This is a genomic window from Neorhizobium sp. 2083 (genome assembly GCF_031455615.1).
GTDB lineage: Bacteria > Pseudomonadota > Alphaproteobacteria > Rhizobiales > Rhizobiaceae > Neorhizobium.
The window spans coordinates 131,841-148,248 of the sequence record NZ_JAVDTC010000007.1 but is presented as its reverse complement, the minus strand read 5'-3'; the positions used below and the strand labels follow the sequence as shown (position 1 = coordinate 148,248).

General features: G+C 61.3%; 16 protein-coding genes. 9 read left to right on the top strand and 7 right to left on the bottom strand.

All coding sequences use genetic code 11. The features are described 5' to 3' along the window. Positions 1–21: 21 nt before the first annotated feature. Both J2X76_RS24630 and J2X76_RS24625 read right to left on the bottom strand, forming a co-directional pair. Complete coding sequence (locus J2X76_RS24630) at positions 22–690, bottom strand: GntR family transcriptional regulator (protein WP_113128394.1); 669 nt, start codon at positions 688–690, stop codon at positions 22–24. Between the two features lie 119 nt (positions 691–809). Next, entirely contained in the window at positions 810–2,705 is a 1,896-nt protein-coding gene (locus J2X76_RS24625) for a TIM barrel protein (protein ID WP_310220063.1), read from the bottom strand. A 223-nt stretch (positions 2,706–2,928) separates the two neighbouring features. On the opposite strand from J2X76_RS24625, the gene J2X76_RS24620 reads away from it, so the two are divergent. From J2X76_RS24620 to J2X76_RS24585, 8 genes are all read left to right on the top strand, one after another. After that, complete coding sequence (locus tag J2X76_RS24620) at positions 2,929–3,759, top strand: transporter substrate-binding domain-containing protein (RefSeq protein ID WP_310220062.1); 831 nt, start codon at positions 2,929–2,931, stop codon at positions 3,757–3,759. Positions 3,760–3,885: 126 nt separating this feature from the next. Then, complete coding sequence (gene aroQ, locus J2X76_RS24615; RefSeq protein ID WP_310220060.1) at positions 3,886–4,329, top strand: type II 3-dehydroquinate dehydratase; 444 nt, start codon at positions 3,886–3,888, stop codon at positions 4,327–4,329. Between the two features lie 41 nt (positions 4,330–4,370). After that, positions 4,371–5,039 (top strand): amino acid ABC transporter permease, encoded by a 669-nt coding sequence (locus tag J2X76_RS24610; protein ID WP_310220059.1) that lies wholly within the window; start codon positions 4,371–4,373, stop codon positions 5,037–5,039. A gap of 10 nt (positions 5,040–5,049) precedes the next feature. Further along, positions 5,050–5,691, top strand: coding sequence for an amino acid ABC transporter permease (locus J2X76_RS24605; protein WP_310220058.1), 642 nt, complete (start codon positions 5,050–5,052; stop codon positions 5,689–5,691). Positions 5,692–5,787: 96 nt separating this feature from the next. Next, the gene (locus J2X76_RS24600) at positions 5,788–6,519 is read left to right on the top strand and encodes an amino acid ABC transporter ATP-binding protein (protein ID WP_113128393.1); all 732 of its coding nucleotides are present in this window, start codon (positions 5,788–5,790) and stop codon (positions 6,517–6,519) included. Between the two features lie 166 nt (positions 6,520–6,685). After that, complete coding sequence (locus J2X76_RS24595; RefSeq protein WP_310220056.1) at positions 6,686–7,513, top strand: shikimate dehydrogenase; 828 nt, start codon at positions 6,686–6,688, stop codon at positions 7,511–7,513. A gap of 35 nt (positions 7,514–7,548) precedes the next feature. Beyond that, positions 7,549–8,595 carry a Gfo/Idh/MocA family oxidoreductase gene (locus J2X76_RS24590; RefSeq protein WP_310220054.1) on the top strand — a complete coding sequence of 349 codons (1,047 nt, stop codon included), beginning with the start codon at positions 7,549–7,551 and terminating at the stop codon, positions 8,593–8,595. 269 nt (positions 8,596–8,864) lie between these two features. After that, positions 8,865–9,845 (top strand): helix-turn-helix domain-containing protein, encoded by a 981-nt coding sequence (locus J2X76_RS24585; RefSeq protein WP_310220053.1) that lies wholly within the window; start codon positions 8,865–8,867, stop codon positions 9,843–9,845. A 20-nt stretch (positions 9,846–9,865) separates the two neighbouring features. Here the strand turns inward: J2X76_RS24585 and J2X76_RS24580 are convergent, their stop codons facing one another. The 4 genes from J2X76_RS24580 to J2X76_RS24565 are packed head-to-tail and all read right to left on the bottom strand — an operon-like array spanning position 9,866 to position 14,377. Further along, entirely contained in the window at positions 9,866–12,265 is a 2,400-nt protein-coding gene (locus J2X76_RS24580) for a xanthine dehydrogenase family protein molybdopterin-binding subunit (RefSeq protein WP_310220052.1), read from the bottom strand. After that, the gene (locus tag J2X76_RS24575) at positions 12,262–13,023 is read right to left on the bottom strand and encodes an N-acyl homoserine lactonase family protein (protein ID WP_310220051.1); all 762 of its coding nucleotides are present in this window, start codon (positions 13,021–13,023) and stop codon (positions 12,262–12,264) included. The genes J2X76_RS24580 and J2X76_RS24575 overlap by 4 nt, the downstream gene beginning before the upstream one ends. After that, on the bottom strand, positions 13,020–13,499 hold the full coding sequence (locus tag J2X76_RS24570) for a 2Fe-2S iron-sulfur cluster-binding protein (protein ID WP_310220050.1): 480 nt from the start codon (positions 13,497–13,499) through the stop codon (positions 13,020–13,022). Before J2X76_RS24570 ends, J2X76_RS24575 begins: the two co-directional genes overlap by 4 nt. Next, a complete protein-coding gene (locus J2X76_RS24565; protein ID WP_310220049.1) occupies positions 13,496–14,377 on the bottom strand; it encodes a xanthine dehydrogenase family protein subunit M in 882 nt (293 codons plus the stop codon). The genes J2X76_RS24570 and J2X76_RS24565 overlap by 4 nt, the downstream gene beginning before the upstream one ends. A gap of 195 nt (positions 14,378–14,572) precedes the next feature. Between J2X76_RS24565 and J2X76_RS24560 the strand changes: the two genes are divergently transcribed. Beyond that, on the top strand, positions 14,573–15,358 hold the full coding sequence (locus J2X76_RS24560; RefSeq protein WP_310220048.1) for a carbon monoxide dehydrogenase subunit G: 786 nt from the start codon (positions 14,573–14,575) through the stop codon (positions 15,356–15,358). Positions 15,359–15,435: 77 nt separating this feature from the next. Here the strand turns inward: J2X76_RS24560 and J2X76_RS24555 are convergent, their stop codons facing one another. After that, complete coding sequence (locus J2X76_RS24555; RefSeq protein ID WP_310220047.1) at positions 15,436–16,407, bottom strand: branched-chain amino acid ABC transporter permease; 972 nt, start codon at positions 16,405–16,407, stop codon at positions 15,436–15,438. Position 16,408: the final 1 nt, after the last annotated feature.

The window sequence follows — 16,408 nt, the reverse complement described above, 5'->3', positions numbered from 1 at the left end:
TTCGCGACCCGTGGCTCGCATCTACAACAGAGAGTTGCGGGCGAGCGCATGTTCCACGCCGTCCTGGATATGCACGGTCAGAACCGTCTTTGCCATTTCCTGGTCCCGCCTCAGCGCCGCATCCAGAAGCTTCTGATGCTCCTTTGCCGCGATCTCGCCGCGATAGGACAATGCGACCATCTGGTAGCGAAGGTATTTGTCGAAGACGACGGAATGGGTATCCATCAACAGCTTCGAGCCGCAGGCGGAGATCAGCGCCTGGTGGAATTCCCAGTCATAACGCTTCCAGTCCTCCGCCTGACTGGTATCGCCGGTCGCCATCACCCGTTCCATGCGCGAGAGCTTGTAATGTGCGGAGACCAGGCGGGCCTCCCATTCTACGTCGCCCCGCTGAAAGGATTGTTCGAGCGCATGGGTCTCGAGAAGAAGCCTGAGTGCCGCGATCTCCCTCAGATCGACGGCCGAGATCGGGGAGACTTCAAACCCTCGCTGTCCTTCCGCAAGCACCAGGCCCTCGGAGGAGAGCCGGTTCAATATTTCGCGAAGCGTGCTGACGCTGGTCCCGTAGGTCTCCTTCAGGCTTTCCAGCTTCAGCTTCTGGGCCGGTGCAAGGCGGCCGAAGATGATGTCCGCGCGGATGCGCCTGTAACTGCTTTCGGCGACGGTCTCGACAGTTGTATTCGGCAGCATGGACATATCTCTGATATTTTGTCTATCCTCATATATAAATCAGAACTTGCACTTAATACAATCGCACCGGACTGTAAGGTGAGACTAAATTTCCTCATAGGATAGGGCAAAAGCCGGGCTCACACCCTCGGCATGCCTTCGGGCCGCAGCGCCTTCTTCAGCGCGGCGATGCGGAAGATGGCGTTCGGGGCGCCGTAGCCCTTGTATCCGCGCCGCTCGACGATCTCGAAGAAGAAACCCTCGCCATAGGTCATGCTGTAGAGCTGGAAATATTCCCCGTGCTCGTCGCGGTCGTAGAGGATGTTCTCTTCCTTCAACCGCTCCGAAAGCTCCGCATCGAGGCCGAAACGGGCCTCGACGTCGCCGTAATAGTTGGGCGAGATCTGCAGCGGCTTGAACCCGTTCTTGCGCAGTGCGGCGGCCGTCGCAAAGATGTCGTCGGTGTGGAAGGCGAGGTGCTGGACGCCGGACCCGAATTTTTCGGCGATGAAATGCCCGGCGAGCGTACGGCGGTTTTCGGCACCGTTCAGCGTGATCCTGAGCGTGCCGGAGGCGTTTTCGACCACCTGGCTTCGCACGACGCCGGCCGGATCGATGATGTCTACCATCGGCGTCTTCTGGGCCTCGAAGATCGAGGTATAGAACAGAAGCCAGGTGAGCATTTCCTCATAGGCCACCGTCTGGGCGATGTGATCGACGTGAAGGAGATGCGCCGGCGCCAGGTGGGCTTCATCCTCCTCGCCGACGGGCTGGAAATCGATCTCCGAAAAGCGGCCGAGATTGCTCTTGTCGTCGATCAGGTAGACAAGCCCGCCGCCGACCCCGCGGATCGCCGGTATCTCCACCTCGCCTGCCGCGACCTGCTGCAGGAACGGCTCGGCTCCGAGCGCCACGGCCCGTTCGAAGGCCTGCCCGGCATCCTCGACGACCAGCGCCATCGCATAGGCGGAGGTGCCGTGAACGGCAAACGAGGCGTTGGCAAACCCCTTCTCGTCGGTGTTGACGAGGAGACGGATATCGCCCTGGCTGTAGAGGCTGACCTTTTTTGTCTTGTGTTTCGCTGTCTTTCGGAACCCAAGCGTTGCGAGGATTGCGGCAAGGTCGGCGGCATCCTTTTCATCGGAGGAGAACTCCACGAAGCCGACCCCCTTTACGGCAGCGCGGGCCGGCATGTCGCGGACCGTGAGGCCCGATGCGTTCGGGCTGCGCCGCACCTGGTCGCCGAGATAGATGAGCGAACGGTAGCCGTCATCGGCGATCGCCCGGCTCGAGCCGCCCCGGAACTGGTCGTTGAAGATCTCCAGCGAGAAATAACCGTCGTAACCGGTCTCGGCGATCGCGGTGGCAAACGCCGTCACCGGCAGATCGCCTTCGCCTGGCATATTGCGGAAATGCCGCGACCAGTAGAGCAGGTCCATGTCGATCAGCGGCGCATCGGCGAGCTGGACGATGAAGATCTTGTCCTTGGGGATGGAGCGGATCGAATTGATGTCGATCTTTCGCGACAGCGTATGAAAGCTGTCGAGGATGAGGCCGATATTCGGATGGTCGGTGCGCCGAACGATCTCCCAGGCATCCCGGTGGTCGTTGATGTGGCGGCCCCAGGCGAGTGCCTCGTAGCCGACCCTCAACCCGCGTTTGGCCGCCCGCTCGCCGAGCTCGTGGAAATCGGCCGCCGCCCGGTCGATACCGCCGAGCGAGACCGGCGAGACGTTCGAGCAGACGAGAACGAGGTCGGTGCCGAGTTCCTGCATGATATCGAACTTGCGCTCGGCGCGGTCGAAGGTGCGGCTGCGATGCGAGGCGGGCATGCCCTCGAAATCTCGGAACGGCTGGAACAGCGTGATCTCCAGCCCATGATCGCGGACCATTTTCCCGACATCCGCCGGGCTGCCGTCGAAGGCGAGGAAATCGTTCTCGAAGATCTCCACCCCATCAAAACCGGCCTTGGCAATCGCTTCCAGCTTCTCGGGCAGTTCCCCGCTGATCGATACCGTGGCTATCGACGTCTTCATCTTTATCCTCCTCCCGGGAGCCCCGCCGGCACATTCACCTGTCACGCCTGCCGGAGCATATCGCTTTCATATTTTACGGCCGAATGTCCATGCTGAAATGAGCTTTATCATAGATTATAGAAAAACTCTGTTGATTTAAAGATGCTCCCGTGGCAGTTTTATGTCGTCGTCAGCAAACGGAGTGCTGGCAGGGGTCTCGTTTGACCGCTCGAGGAGGAGCAATATGTTTGAGATGAAGTTGAAGCGCCGCCATGCCCTGCTGGGAGCTGCGGCCCTTATGGCTGCCGTATCGCTGGGTCAGCCTGCAGCCGCCGTCACGCCCGCCGAGATCAAGGCAAAAGGCAAGCTGGTCGTCGGCATCCAGGGCGACAACCCGCCATGGGGTTTCGTCACCAGCGGCGGCAAGCAGGACGGTTTTGACGCCGATATGGGCGCGTTGTTCGCCAAGGAACTCGGTGTCGAAGTCGAATTCGTTCCGCTCGAAGTCAACAACCGCATCCCGGCGCTGACGTCCGGCCGCGTCGATGTTCTGTTCGCGACCATGGCGATGCTGCCGGATCGCGCCAAGGCCATCCAGTTCTCCAAGCCCTACAATGCCAACGCCATCGTTCTGATCGGTCCGAAGGACAAGTCGATCAAGACCAACGAAGACATGGCGAACATGACCATTTCCGTCGCGAAGGGCGCGGCGCAGGATACGCAGGTCACCAAGAACGCGCCGGCATCCGCCACGATCCGTCGTTACGATGGTGACGCGCCGAGCATCCAGGCTCTGGTTTCCGGCCAGGCGGAAGCTCTCGGCGGCAACATCTTCTATATGGACCGCGTGGAAAAGGCCGTTCCGGGCAAGTTCGAGAACAAGCTGGAATTCCAGAAGCTCTATAACGGCGCCGGTACCCGGCTTGGCGAAAAAGAGATCAACGCCGCGCTCAACGCCTTCATCGACAAGATCAAGGCCAATGGCGAGCTGAAGAAGATCTACGACAAGTGGATGAAGGTTCCGGTTCCGGAATTCCCGGCAAGCCTCGAAGGCATTCCGTTCACCGCGAACTGAAGCTGAGATCGGTCTTGGTTTTTCAACATTCGTGACGCGGCATCGCGAAAACGCGATGCCCGCGCCGGTGCCGCGCGGCTGCGTGGGCGCCGGCGCGCCTGAAAGTGCGACTTCCGGAGCATTGTTATGAGCAATACGATCTTTGTGCTGAACGGCCCCAACCTCAACCTGCTCGGCGAGCGCGAGCCGGCGATCTACGGCACCACGACGCTGGCAGATATCCGCGAATGCTGCGAAGCGCGGGCGGCGGGCCTCGGTTTCAAGGTGGATTTTCGCCAGACGAATTTCGAAGGCGAACTGGTCGAGTCCGTTCATCAGGCGCGCAAGGAAGCGTGCGGCATTATCGTCAATCCGGCCGCCTATACTTTCACGTCCATCGCGCTTCTCGATGCGCTGAAGACGTTCGACGGGCCGAAGATCGAGCTTCATATCTCGAACGTCCATGCCCGGGAGAGCATCTACCACAACTCGTTGATTTCCCGCGTTGCGACGGCCATCATGATCGGCTTCGGCGCGAAAGGCTACGAACTGGCCATTGAGGCCATGGCCGGAATGGCGAAGGCATCCTGATCTTCAGGGAAGACCCATAGGAACTGCCCTTAGGAATTGCCATGAACTACACTCTGGATTTCACGCCCGTCATCGAGGGCATGCCCAACCTTTTGACGGCCTGTCTCGGGACGTTCATGCTGGCGATCTCAGGCATGCTGCTTGCGACCGTCATCGGCATCGGCGGCGTCGTGCTGCGCACGTCGAAGATCAAGGCCCTGCGCTGGCTGGTGATCGGTTTCGTCGAACTGATCCGCAACACGCCGTTCCTGGTGCAAATCTTCTTCATCTATTTCGCGCTGCCGCTCGCCGGCATCCGGCTCGACCCGACGCCGACGGCGATCATCGCGCTCGGCATCAATGGCGGCGCCTATGCGATCGAGATCATCCGCGGCGGCGTGCAGTCGATTTCCAAGGGCCAGATGGAAGCGGGACTGGCGCTCGGCCTGCATAAGGCGCAGGTGTTCCGGCTGATCATCCTGAAGCCGGCGCTGCGGGCGATCTTTCCGTCGCTCACCAGCCAGTTCGTGCTCCTGACGCTGACGACCAGCATCGCCTCGGCAATCTCGGCCTACGAGCTGACGTCGGTCTCCCAGCGGATCGAATCCGACAGCTTCCGCAGCTTCGAAGTCTATTTCACCGTGACGGCTTTCTACCTCGTCATCTCCTGGCTGATGATGCGCCTCTTCGCATTCTTCTCGGCCCGTTATTTCGCCTATCCGGTCAAGTGAGGGGACGATCATGGGTCAAGACGAGTTCCTCTTCCTCCTGATGGGCCTCAAGTGGACGGTTGCCCTGTCGGTGATCGGCTTCGTCAGCGGCTGCATCGCGGGCCTCGGGATCGCGCTGGCGCGGACGTCCGGTGTCGCGCTCGTGGAGCGGATTACCGCCGGCTATATCGCCCTCTTCCAGGGCACGCCGCTCTTGATGCAGCTCTTCGTCGTCTATTACGGGCTGGCGCTGATCGGCATCAAGGTCGATGCCTGGGCTGCGGTCTCTGTCGGCCTGACGCTGCATGCCAGTGCCTATCTCGGTGAAATCTGGCGCGGCGCGATCGAAGCGGTGCCGCGCGGCCAGACGGAGGCCTCCAAGGCGCTGGCGCTCGGTTATGTCTCGCGGATGAAGGACGTCGTCCTGCCGCAGGCGCTACGGATCTCGCTGCCGGCTACGATCGGCTTCCTCGTGCAGCTCATCAAGGGCACGTCGCTTGCCTCGATCGTCGGTTTCACCGAACTCACCCGCGCCGGCAATATAATTTCCAACCAGATCTTTCAGCCGCTGACGGTCTTCGGGATCGTCGGCATCCTCTACTTCGTCATGTGCTGCCCGCTGACGATCTACGGCGCCCATCTCGAACGCAAGTTCGCGGCGTCAGTGAGGTAGGCAGGCCATGAACCGCAAGCTCTCGACTTTCTCGACGACCTATCCGGAGGCTCATTCATGAGCGACATCTCGACCACCAAGGCCAGCGCCGATGCGATGATCAGCATGACTGGCGTCGCGAAATGGTATGGCGCGTTCCAGGCCCTGAACGACATCAACATTTCGGTGCGCAAGGGCGAGAAGATCGTTCTCTGCGGCCCGTCCGGCAGCGGCAAGTCGACGCTGATCCGCTGCATCAACCATCTGGAAGCCTATCAGCAGGGCGAGATCCGCGTCGGCGGCATTCTGCTCGGCCACCAGGCAAAGAGCATCGACGCGGTGCGCCGCGAAGTCGGCATGGTCTTCCAGCAGTTCAACCTCTTTCCGCATCTCACCGTGCTGCAGAACTGCATGCTGGCGCCGATGCGGGCATTGGGGCTCGGCAAGGCGGAGGCCGAGGGAAGGGCGCGCCAATTGCTGGAGCGGGTGAAGATCGCCGAGCAGGCGGAAAAATATCCGGCCCAGCTTTCCGGCGGCCAGCAGCAGCGCGTGGCGATTGCGCGCGCACTCTGCATGCGGCCGCAGGTGATGCTGTTCGACGAGCCGACATCGGCGCTCGATCCGGAAATGGTCAAGGAAGTGCTCGACACGATGATCGACCTTGCCCGGGAAGGCATGACGATGATCTGCGTCACCCACGAAATGGGTTTCGCCCGCCAGGTCGCCGACCGGGTCATCTTCATGGCGAGCGGCGCGATCGTCGAGGAAGCGCCGCCGGCCGAATTCTTCTCCGATCCCAAACACGAACGCACCCGGAAATTCCTCGGCGAAATCCTCGGAAGGCACTGACCGAGCGCCGGCACCGGAAGGTACCGGGCACGGTCTCAAGCCGCCACGAACTGCAATCAGATGAAGCACTTGCCTCGCCGGGCTGGCCGGCGGGGTGTTCCCAACCGTCCAGGATGGACCCCATGCCGCAGTTTCAGAGACGTCCAAATTCCAAAGGCCTACGCCGATGATCAGCGGCACGACGAAGCTCATCGCCCATCTCGGTTATCCGACGCATTCGTTCAAGGCGCCGCTGATCTACAATCCCTATTTCGACAAACACGACATTGACGCGATCGTCGTGCCGATGGGATGCAAGGCCGAAGACTACCCCGCGTTTCTGAAGCTGGTCTTCAGGCTTTCGAACATCCATGGCGCGCTGGTCACCATGCCACACAAGATCACCACCATGGGGTTGCTTGGCGAGGTCTCCAGGAGCGCCCGGGTTGCCGGCGCCTGCAACGCCGTGCGTCTTGGTGCGGATGGTACGTTGATCGGCGATATGTTCGATGGCGAAGGTTTCGTGCGCGGCGTGTTGCGGCGCGGGCGGCAGGTCCGCGGCAGCCGCGCGATGATGACCGGCGCGGGCGGCGTCGGTTCGGCGATTGCCGCGTCGCTTGCCCAGGCGGGCATAGCCGAACTTTCGCTCTATGACGCGCACGCGCCCATGATGGACGGTCTGGCCGAACGTTTGCGGCTCAACTACCCGGATCTGCGCGTCGTCACGGGGTCGGCGGATCCGGCCGGTTACGAAATCGTCGTCAATGCCACGCCGCTCGGCATGAACGAGAGCGACCCGCTGCCGCTCGACGTCTCGCGGATTTCCCCCTCCGCCTTCGTTGGCGAAGTGGTGCTGAAGCAGGAGATCACGCCCTTCCTGGCGGCGGTCCGGGCGCGCGGCTGCGAATTCCAGGTGGGCATCGACATGCTGTTCGAGCAGATCCCCGCCTATCTCGAGTTTTTCGGTTTTCCAACAACCACCGCAGAGGAACTTCGGTCGATCGCCAGAGTGTGAGCAAGCCGCTGGCCTCAAGCAAAGGAGCGTATGTCGTGTCCCGGAAAATAGTACTGATGGGAGCGGGGCTGATTGGGCGCGAGCATGCCGCGTTGCTGAGGGCCAATCCCCGTGTGGAACTGGTCGGCATTGCCGATGTGTCCCAGGGGGCGAAAACCGTCGCCGACGAATTCGGGGCGAAGTTCTTCACCGACATGCGGGAAATGCTCGACGTGCTGAAACCGGATGGCGCAATCATCGCGCTCCCGAATTCCCTGCATGTCGAGGCGGCGCTCGCCTGCGTGGAGCGCAAGATCCCTTGCCTGGTCGAAAAGCCGATCGCCGATACGCTGGAAGCCGCGATGCATCTCGTCGCCGAGGTCGAGAAGGCCGGCGTTCCGGTGTTGATCGGCCATCAGCGGCGCCACAGCCCCGATATCGCCAAGGCCCGTCAGCTCGTCGCCGACGGTGCGCTCGGCCGGCTGGTCGCGGTCAACGCCATGTGGATGACCGACAAGCCGGGCCCCTATTTCGACGCAACCTGGCGCCGGCTGCCGGGAGGCGGGCCGCTTCTCATCAATCTCATCCATGACATCGACTGCCTCCGCTTCATCTGCGGTGACGTGACCGAGGTCATGGCATTCACCTCCAACGCGGTGCGGTCGTTCGAGGTGGAAGATACGGCAAGCGTCAGCGTCCGCTTCGCGAGCGGCGCGCTCGGCACGCTTCTGATGAGCGATACGGCCGTCTCGCCGTTCAACTGGGATACGGCAGCCGGCCAGGCGCTCTATTTCCCGCATCAGCCGGAAAATTCCTACCATCTCGCCGGCACCAAGGCGGCGCTGTCGATACCCGGCATGGACATCTGGCGGCACGAGACGGAAGACGGGCATTGGCAGCACCCCCTGATACGCCAGCACGTGACCCTCGACAGCAGCCGAGCCTACGAAAACCAGCTCAACCATTTCATCGATGTCATCGAGGGCAAGGTACAGCCGCTGATTTCCGCGCGGGACGGCATGATGACACTTGCGACCGTGCTGGCGATCGCGAAGGCCGGCGGGGAAAACCGGAAGGTCAGCATCTCGGAAATGCTCGGCTGAGCCAAACGTCAATGCCCGATAGGGGCACTGACTGAACGCCGTGCGCTTTGCAGTGCACGGCATGTTCGACGTTATTCCCAGCACCGAAGACCGAGGCTGCGGTTCCGGCGTCAAAGCTGCTGGAAATCATCACCCCTGCCTGATCGCCAATCGATCGCTGCTGCCGAAAGAGCGTTTCTCAGCCTTTCAATATTAGACTTGGCGTCTTATATAGTCCGGTATGATCCGGCGCTCGGCTAAGAGCGCGCTCCGAAGACGACGTTAGCTGCATGGATATAGCGAACAACAGCCCTTTTCCGATCTCCGGCGACGGCAACAAGCCTCTTCTCATGCAGCGCCAATCGTCGGTGCGCAAGACGATGGAGATCGTCCTCGATACTTGGAACTTCCTGATCCTTCGCGAGGCTTACTTCGGCGTTCGCAGGTTCGACAAATTCCAGCAGCGGCTTGGCATCCCGCGGCAGACGCTGTCGTCGAGACTTTCGGCGCTTGTCGTGAACGAGATCCTGACGACGGGAAAACGGCCAAATGAGCCGGGCCAGCAGTACTTCCTGACGGTAAGGGGAAAAGACCTGTTCCCTACGATGCTGTCTTTGATGGAGTTCGGTGACAAGTGGCTGGCCGGTGATACCGAGCCTCCCCTGCAATTGGTGCACAAGAACTGCGGATGTGAATGTCACCCCGTGACCGTCTGTTCCGAATGCCTCCAGCCGTTCACGGCAAAGGAGGTTGCACCGCGCGATGGGCCGGGAGCCGGGTATGCGCCCGTGGAAAATCGACCCACATCGCGGAGAAGCTCGGATCCGACATTGCTCGAAAGGGTGAGGCCTTGTTCGGTCGCGCGCACCCTGGGCATTATCGGGGATCGATGGAGTTTTCTCATTCTCCGCGAAGCCTGGAACGGGGTTCGACGCTTCGAGGAGATGCGCGAGAACCTCGGCATTGCGACCAACATTCTGGCGGATCGGCTTGCGCGACTGCTCCAGGCGGGCGTCTTCCGTAAAACGCCCTATAATTCGGGCGACCGTTTCGAATATCGTTTCACTGAAATGGGGCTGGATCTCTACAAGCCCATGCTGGTCATGATGGCATGGGGCGACCGGTGGCTCGCAGACGGCAAGCCGCCCATGCGTCTCCGGCACAAGGCATGCGGAAACGACTTCTCCGCCATCGTGGTTTGTTCTGAATGCAAAAAGCCGATATCGGCGAAAGACACCGATTACGTGCTGAGGTATCCGTTCGATCTGTAAGCCTGGCTGCTGGACGCGTATCAGGCCGCGTCCAGTGTGTCGGAAGGCGCCGAAACCTCCTTCCGCAACATCTGGAATATCCGCTCCGGGGTGACCGGAAGCGTCTCGACCGAGACCCCGAGATGCGACAACGCGTCGGAGACGGCGTTCGCGATCGTTGCCGGAGCGCCGATCGTGCCGCCTTCGCCCATGCCGCGGAAGCCGCCGACATTGTTGGGCAGATCGGCCTCGATATGGACGATGCCGATCTGCGGAACGCTGCTCGCGACCGGAACGAGATAGTCGGCGAGGCTGGCTGCGACCGCCTGTCCTTGATCGTCGTGGATGATCTCCTCGAGAAGCGCGGCGCCGATGCCTTGCGCCACCGCTCCGTGCACCTGTCCGTCCACGATCATCGGGTTGATAATCCTTCCGCAGTCCTCGGCGACGACATAGCGCAATATCTTGACGCCGTAGGTTTCCGGGTCGACCTCGACCATTGCCAGATGCGTGGATGAGCAGGCGGTTCCGAGATAGGGGTCGTAGGTTTCCGACGCCGTCAGGTCCTCCCGTTGATCCCTCGGGATGCGTCCCATCTGGGTGTAGACCGCGGATGCCACCTCCTTCAGCGTCATCGTCAGGTTGGAGGTCCTGCTGGTGATGATGCCGTCATGAATGTCGAGATCGTCGGCATTCTGTTCCATCAAGAAGGCCGCAGCGCGCAGGACCTTGCCTTTGACGGCGCGTGCCGCAAGCGTTGCCGCTCCTCCGCCGAGAACCGCAGAGCGGCTGGCATAGGTACCGCTGGCCATCGGCACCAGCGCACTGTCTCCATGCCTGACCTCGATGTCTTCAAGTTTGCAGCCCAGTTCATCGACGATCACCTGCGCAAGCGTGGTCTCCAGTCCCTGGCCGTGGGAGGAAATGCCGAATGCCGCGGTGATTGCGCCGGTAGCGTCGATCTCGATTTTCGATGTCTCGGTTCCGGTATTGATAGGCATGCCTGGCGCGACGGAAATGCGGGAGCCTATGCCTGTCAACTCGGCATAGCTCGCCAAGCCGATACCCACCCAGCGGCCAGTCTTCCTGGCGGCGTCCCTCTCGCGAACAAGGGATGGGTAATCCGCATAATCGCAGGCGCCTTCCAGACATTCCTGAAACGCGGATTTGTCCCAGATGATGCCGGAGGCCGTGCGATAGGGAAACTCTTCGGCTTTGACCAGGTTCTTCCGGCGAAATTCGACCGGGTCGATGCCGAGCTTGCGCGCCGCCATGTCGATCAGCCGCTCCATCGCGAAGGTAGAGGAGGGCCTGCCCACACCGCGGTAGGGACCTGTGGGCGGTTTCGGGGTTAGCACGCCCCTGATCCGGCCCCTGTAATGTTCCATGCGGTAGGGGCCGGGCAGGAAGCTGACGACCTGTACAGTCTCCAGCGCCGCAGTCCACGGATAGATGGAATAGGCGCCGACATCGCCGATCACGTCCGCCCGCAGCCCGATGAGCATTCCGTCGCTCGACACCGCCAGTTCCGCCTCGATCAGTTCGTCGAAAGCCTGGCTTGTCGCGGAAAGGTCCTCCAGGCGGTCGCTGACGAACTTGATCGGGCGCTTCAGCTTGCGGGCCAATACGCAAACGAGGATTTCCTCGCCGTAGAGCGATCCTTTGCCGCCGAAGCTCCCGCCGACGTCCGGCGCGACGACCCTCATCCTGGTTCCCGGAAGGTTCAGACAGCCCGACAGCACGTCGCGGATCACTCCCGGAATATTCGAGGAGGTGTAGAGCGTAAGCGACTGCTTCCTGCTATCCCATTCCGCCAGATAGGACCGGTTCTCCATTGCAACGGCAGTTTTGCGGGTCATCCGGAAACGGCCCTTCACGGTGACGGCTGCATCCTCGAACGCTGCGTCGACGTCGCCTCGCTTGAACTCGCGGCGAATGATCGTGTTTGTTCCTGCCTCCTCATGGAGCAAGGGCGCATCTTCCTTGACCGCATCGATTTGCCTGATTGCGAAAGGCAAGGGCTCGTATTCGATGTTGATGTGCTCGAGAGCGTCCTCCGCGGCGTAACGGCTTTCTGCGACAACCGCGACGACCGGTTCGCCGACGTAGCGCACCTTCCCCCGCGCAAGCGGCCAGATGGGAGTGGCGTAATAACCCGGCATGCGGGAGACCGGAATGGCAGGCTTGATCTCTGTCTCGATGTCGGTCGCATCATAGATCGCGACGACGCCGGGAACGGAAAATGCATCGCCGACATCGATTTTGAGTATCCGGGCGTGAGGCTGGTCGGAGCGCCTCAAGGCGACATGCAGCATGCCCGCCGGTGACATGTCGTCGACGTATTTCCCGAGACCGGTCAGAAGACGGGGGTCCTCGGTGCGTTTGACGCGTGTTCCGACCAGCTTGGGCCGAAGTTCGGCTGAACGGTCCCGGTGGTTCATTCGTAATACTCCGCGCCCTTGCGCAGTCCTTGCCATTGCGCGTCATCATGGCCGGATATGATCGTGTGACCACCGTCTCGCAGCGCTTTCAGGCGCTCAAGCGCCGCCCCGGCAAGTTCCATATTCCAGGTATTCTTGGGTGCGACGCCGCTTTCGATGTTTGTCTGAAGTGGGGCGGCGTCCGACGCGAGAACAAAGGCCCCGTCCTTCCGCAGGTCGATACGCGCGACGCTCATGCCCGGCGTATGCCCCGGCATGGGCAGGAGGACGATCCGGCCATCGCCAAAAACGTCGTGTTCCTCGGCGAACGTCTGGAAGCCCTGGGGCTGGTCCCATTCCCGAGGGAGGTAGCCGAGAGTTGCGGCGCCATCCGCCCGCGCAGCTTCAACCTCGGCTTCGTGGCAAAGGATCGTCGCCTTGCGAAAATAGACGTTGCATCCGCAATGGTCAGGATGAAGGTGGGAGCAGATCACGACGTCGATGTCATCGGGCTCGAGTCCGATATTACCCAGCTCATGCACGACCGTCCGCTCCGGTGCGAAGATCGGCGTCATGACCTTGCTCAACCCGCCCCATCTGGCTTGCGGGTCAACGGCCGCATCCGGGTTGCAACCGCTGTCGAAGAGGACGTTGCCTTCCCGATGGCGCATAAGGGTGGCGTGCACAGGAAGCTCGATGGTTTCTTCCTTAGGTGCGCCGGCGACAAAGATTGACCGGCGCATGCGAAGCCGGCCGCTCTCGAGAAAATGCATCTTCATGCGAGAGGTCCTCTTTCGCTTGCCAATTCACGAACGGCATTGACGATGTGCTCGTATCCCGTGCAGCGACAGATATTGCCGGACAGCGCCTCGCGTATCTGCTCGTCGGTCTCGAGCGGGTGATGGCGGAGAAGGTCGGTGATCGCCATGATGAACCCGGGCGTACAGAAGCCGCACTGGAGACCATGGTGCTGGCGGAAGGCTTCCTGCACCCGCCCGAGCCTGTCGATTTCGCCTTGGCCTTCGACGGTTTCGATTTCACAATCTTCGGCCTGGACCGCGAGGGTCAGGCACGAACGGGCACTGCGGCCGTCGAGGAGGATGGTACAGGCACCGCAGACGCCGTGCTCGCAACCCACATGCGTCCCCGTGAGGCCAAGCTCCTGGCGCAGGAAATCGCTGAGCAGCATGCGGGCTTCGATGGTGCGGGTATAGGACAACCCGTTGACGCTGAGGCTGATGGTTTTGTCGCTCATGCGTCGAGACCCTTGCCATTCGCCCGGCCCCAGGCCGCACGGAGAGCCCGCCTCGCCAGGACACCGGAAAGATGCCTGCGATAGTCGGCAGATGCGTGGATATCGGTGTTGGGAGTGAGTATGTCCGTCAGCCTCCTGGCGACCTCATCGAGCACCACGTCGGAAACGTCCGTCCCATCCACGATGTCTTCGATTTCACGCAGCCGCATCGGTGTTTCGCCCACCCCCATCATTCCTACCCGGACATCCTTTGCGCGTCCGCCCACTGCACGAAGAGTGGTTGCGAAGCAGGCCAACGCGAAATCGCCGTGGCGCTTGGCGAATTCTTCGAAGCCCCATCCGGCGTCCGGAGGGATTGCGTCGATTTCAACGGCGGTCACGAGTTCGTCCGGCTCCAGCGAATTCACCAATGAGCCGACGAAAAACTCGGCGGCCGGGATACGCCGCTCGCCGCGTACTGAAAACGCGACGATCGTACCGTCGAGAAAGCGCGTCATCATGGGCATCTCGGCCGCTGGATCGGCATGCGCGACACTGCCGCAGAAGGTCCCCCGGTTGCGGACGGTCATGTGCGCGACGTGATGCATCGCCTCGTGAACCACCGGAAGGTGTTCGGATATCAATGGATCGGTCGCTGTCCTGCAGTGGCGGACCGTGGCGCCGATCCTCACTCTATTGCCCTCCAGTTCGATCCGATCGAGCCCTTCGATCCGGTTGATGTCGATGAGGATCGCCGGCTTCACCAGACGGAAGTTGATCATCGGCATCAGGCTCTGCCCGCCTGCGATGATCTTGCCGTCGCCGTTGGATGCGGCGAGCAAGGCCGCGGCTTCCTCGATCGTCTTGGGCGCGGCGTAGTCGAATTGTGCTGGTTTCATCGTCTCACCCTCCGTCCGGCCCGATTGCTCCAGCCGTTGAAAAATGCGCCATCAGGCTTCCTCCACCACCACCTTCAGCATCGGTGGCTTTATATATTTAACTTGCATTATTAGACTTAAAAGGAGAATGTCAAGCAGTCCCTTGCGGGGTTCGTTCGGCGGTCGCGTCGAGAAAGCAGGAGAGGAGGAATATCGATGGAGATGTCTGGCCAGCAGCTGATTCCGGCTGCGAAAGAAGCGGTCTGGGCCGCGCTCAACGACGCTGACGTGCTCAGGGTCTGCATTCCGGGTTGTCAGGAGCTGACAAAAACGTCGGAAACGGAAATGTCCGCCGTTGCGGTGATGAAGGTCGGTCCCGTTAAGGCACGGTTTCAGGGAGCGGTTACGCTATCGGACCTTGATCCGCCGCACGGTTACAGGATCACGGGCGAGGGGCAGGGAGGCGTCGCGGGCTTCGCCAAGGGCGTGGCAACCGTTAGATTGGAGGCGGTCGATGGCGGCACGGTGCTTGGCTACACTGTCGACGCGCAGATCGGCGGCAAGCTTTCGCAGCTTGGCGGTCGCCTCATTGACGTGACGGCAAAGCAAATGGCGGGGCAGTTCTTCAAAAGGTTTGCCGAGGAGATCGAGGCCCGACAGAGCCCGGTCATGCCGGGCGATCAACGGTCGGAAAGTCCAAGGCCAAAGCCTTCGCAGCACGCCGGCGAGCCGGTCGCGACACATCACCAGGCTCCTGGCGCGCCGGTTTCGCGTTCACCGATCGTCCCGGCGGTCGCCGGCTCCGGGGTCGGGATCTCTCTGCCGGCGATGGCCCTGGTCGTATTCGCGTCCGTACTGGCTGCCATGTGGGCGAGCGTATTGATGCCGGCCCTGGCACCCGCGGTCAGCGCTTCTGGAAGATTCCCGGCCGACTTGGCGAGCGTCACCCTGATGGTCATGGCTGCGGCCGTCGGCTATCTTTTCGGAGCAAGATCGAGATAGTCGCGTGGCGGGAACTGAAAAAGGCCGGAACAAAATTCCGGCCTTTCATATTGGCTTGCATAAATAGACTTTTGTCTTCAGCGCTGGCGGCGCTCCAGCAGGTTTTTCAGCTCGCCGAACACGCCCCGTCTGAACATCATCACGCAGATGACGAAGAATAGGCCGATGATGAAGGTAATCGGCAGGCCGCTCGTGGACAGGAAGTGCTCCAGGCCCACCACGACGGTCGCGCCCACTATCGGTCCGATGAGCGTGCCCATGCCTCCCAGAAGGGTCATCAAAATGACCTCGCCCGACATGTGCCACGTGACGTCCACCAGCGACGCCAGCTGGAAAGCCAGCGCCTTCATGGAGCCCGCAAATCCGGATAGCGCTGCGGACAGGGTGAATGCGATCAGCTTGTAGCGGTCGGGCTTCAGGCCGAGCGACGTAACGCGGGTCTCGTTCTCGCGGATCGCGGAGAGTGTATGGCCGAAGGGCGAGTTGACGGCGCGCCAGATGATGATCAGGCCGATAACCGTGCCGCCCAGGACGGTGTAGTACATCGCCGTGATGTTCCGTAGATCGATCATGCCCAGCAGGTAGCCGCGCGGCACCGCCTGAATGCCGTCTTCACCGCCGGTAAACGGCATCTGGACCGCGAGGAAGTAGATCATCTGCGCCAGTGCCAGCGTGATCATGGCAAAATAGATGCCGTGCCTGCGGATCGCGATTGCTCCGAAGACGAAGCCGATGAGGGTTGCGAACGCCGTTCCGGAAAGAATTGCCAGCTCGAACGGCAAATTCCACGCTTTGGCGGCATGCGCCGCGATATAGGCTCCTCCGCCGAAGAAGGCGGCATGGCCGAACGAAAGCAGCCCTGCGTAACCGAGAACGAGATTGAATGCCGCCGCGAAAAGCACGAAGCAGAGAATCTTGATCAGGAACAGAGGATATACCGCAAAGGGGGCGAGCAGCATGACGGCTGCGACAGCCACGAGGAGCGTCAGGCCCAGCGTCCTTGCGGAGTTCGGGACGGCCGAGGTGGCGGAGAGGGTTGTTCCGTTCATT

Bases quoted from the DNA above. Each gene is read 5' to 3' on its own strand.
- J2X76_RS24600 (WP_113128393.1), top strand. From the start codon at position 5,788: ATGATCAGCATGACTGGCGTCGCGAAATGGTATGGCGCGTTCCAGGCC.
- J2X76_RS24575 (WP_310220051.1), bottom strand. From the start codon at position 13,023: ATGAAGATGCATTTTCTCGAGAGCGGCCGGCTTCGCATGCGCCGGTCA.
- J2X76_RS24585 (WP_310220053.1), top strand. From the start codon at position 8,865: ATGGATATAGCGAACAACAGCCCTTTTCCGATCTCCGGCGACGGCAAC.
- J2X76_RS24570 (WP_310220050.1), bottom strand. From the start codon at position 13,499: ATGAGCGACAAAACCATCAGCCTCAGCGTCAACGGGTTGTCCTATACC.
- J2X76_RS24610 (WP_310220059.1), top strand. From the start codon at position 4,371: ATGAACTACACTCTGGATTTCACGCCCGTCATCGAGGGCATGCCCAAC.
- J2X76_RS24560 (WP_310220048.1), top strand. From the start codon at position 14,573: ATGGAGATGTCTGGCCAGCAGCTGATTCCGGCTGCGAAAGAAGCGGTC.
- J2X76_RS24625 (WP_310220063.1), bottom strand. From the start codon at position 2,705: ATGAAGACGTCGATAGCCACGGTATCGATCAGCGGGGAACTGCCCGAG.
- J2X76_RS24630 (WP_113128394.1), bottom strand. From the start codon at position 690: ATGCTGCCGAATACAACTGTCGAGACCGTCGCCGAAAGCAGTTACAGG.
- J2X76_RS24580 (WP_310220052.1), bottom strand. From the start codon at position 12,265: ATGAACCACCGGGACCGTTCAGCCGAACTTCGGCCCAAGCTGGTCGGA.
- J2X76_RS24620 (WP_310220062.1), top strand. From the start codon at position 2,929: ATGTTTGAGATGAAGTTGAAGCGCCGCCATGCCCTGCTGGGAGCTGCG.
- aroQ (WP_310220060.1), top strand. From the start codon at position 3,886: ATGAGCAATACGATCTTTGTGCTGAACGGCCCCAACCTCAACCTGCTC.
- J2X76_RS24595 (WP_310220056.1), top strand. From the start codon at position 6,686: ATGATCAGCGGCACGACGAAGCTCATCGCCCATCTCGGTTATCCGACG.
- J2X76_RS24555 (WP_310220047.1), bottom strand. From the start codon at position 16,407: ATGAACGGAACAACCCTCTCCGCCACCTCGGCCGTCCCGAACTCCGCA.
- J2X76_RS24605 (WP_310220058.1), top strand. From the start codon at position 5,050: ATGGGTCAAGACGAGTTCCTCTTCCTCCTGATGGGCCTCAAGTGGACG.
- J2X76_RS24565 (WP_310220049.1), bottom strand. From the start codon at position 14,377: ATGAAACCAGCACAATTCGACTACGCCGCGCCCAAGACGATCGAGGAA.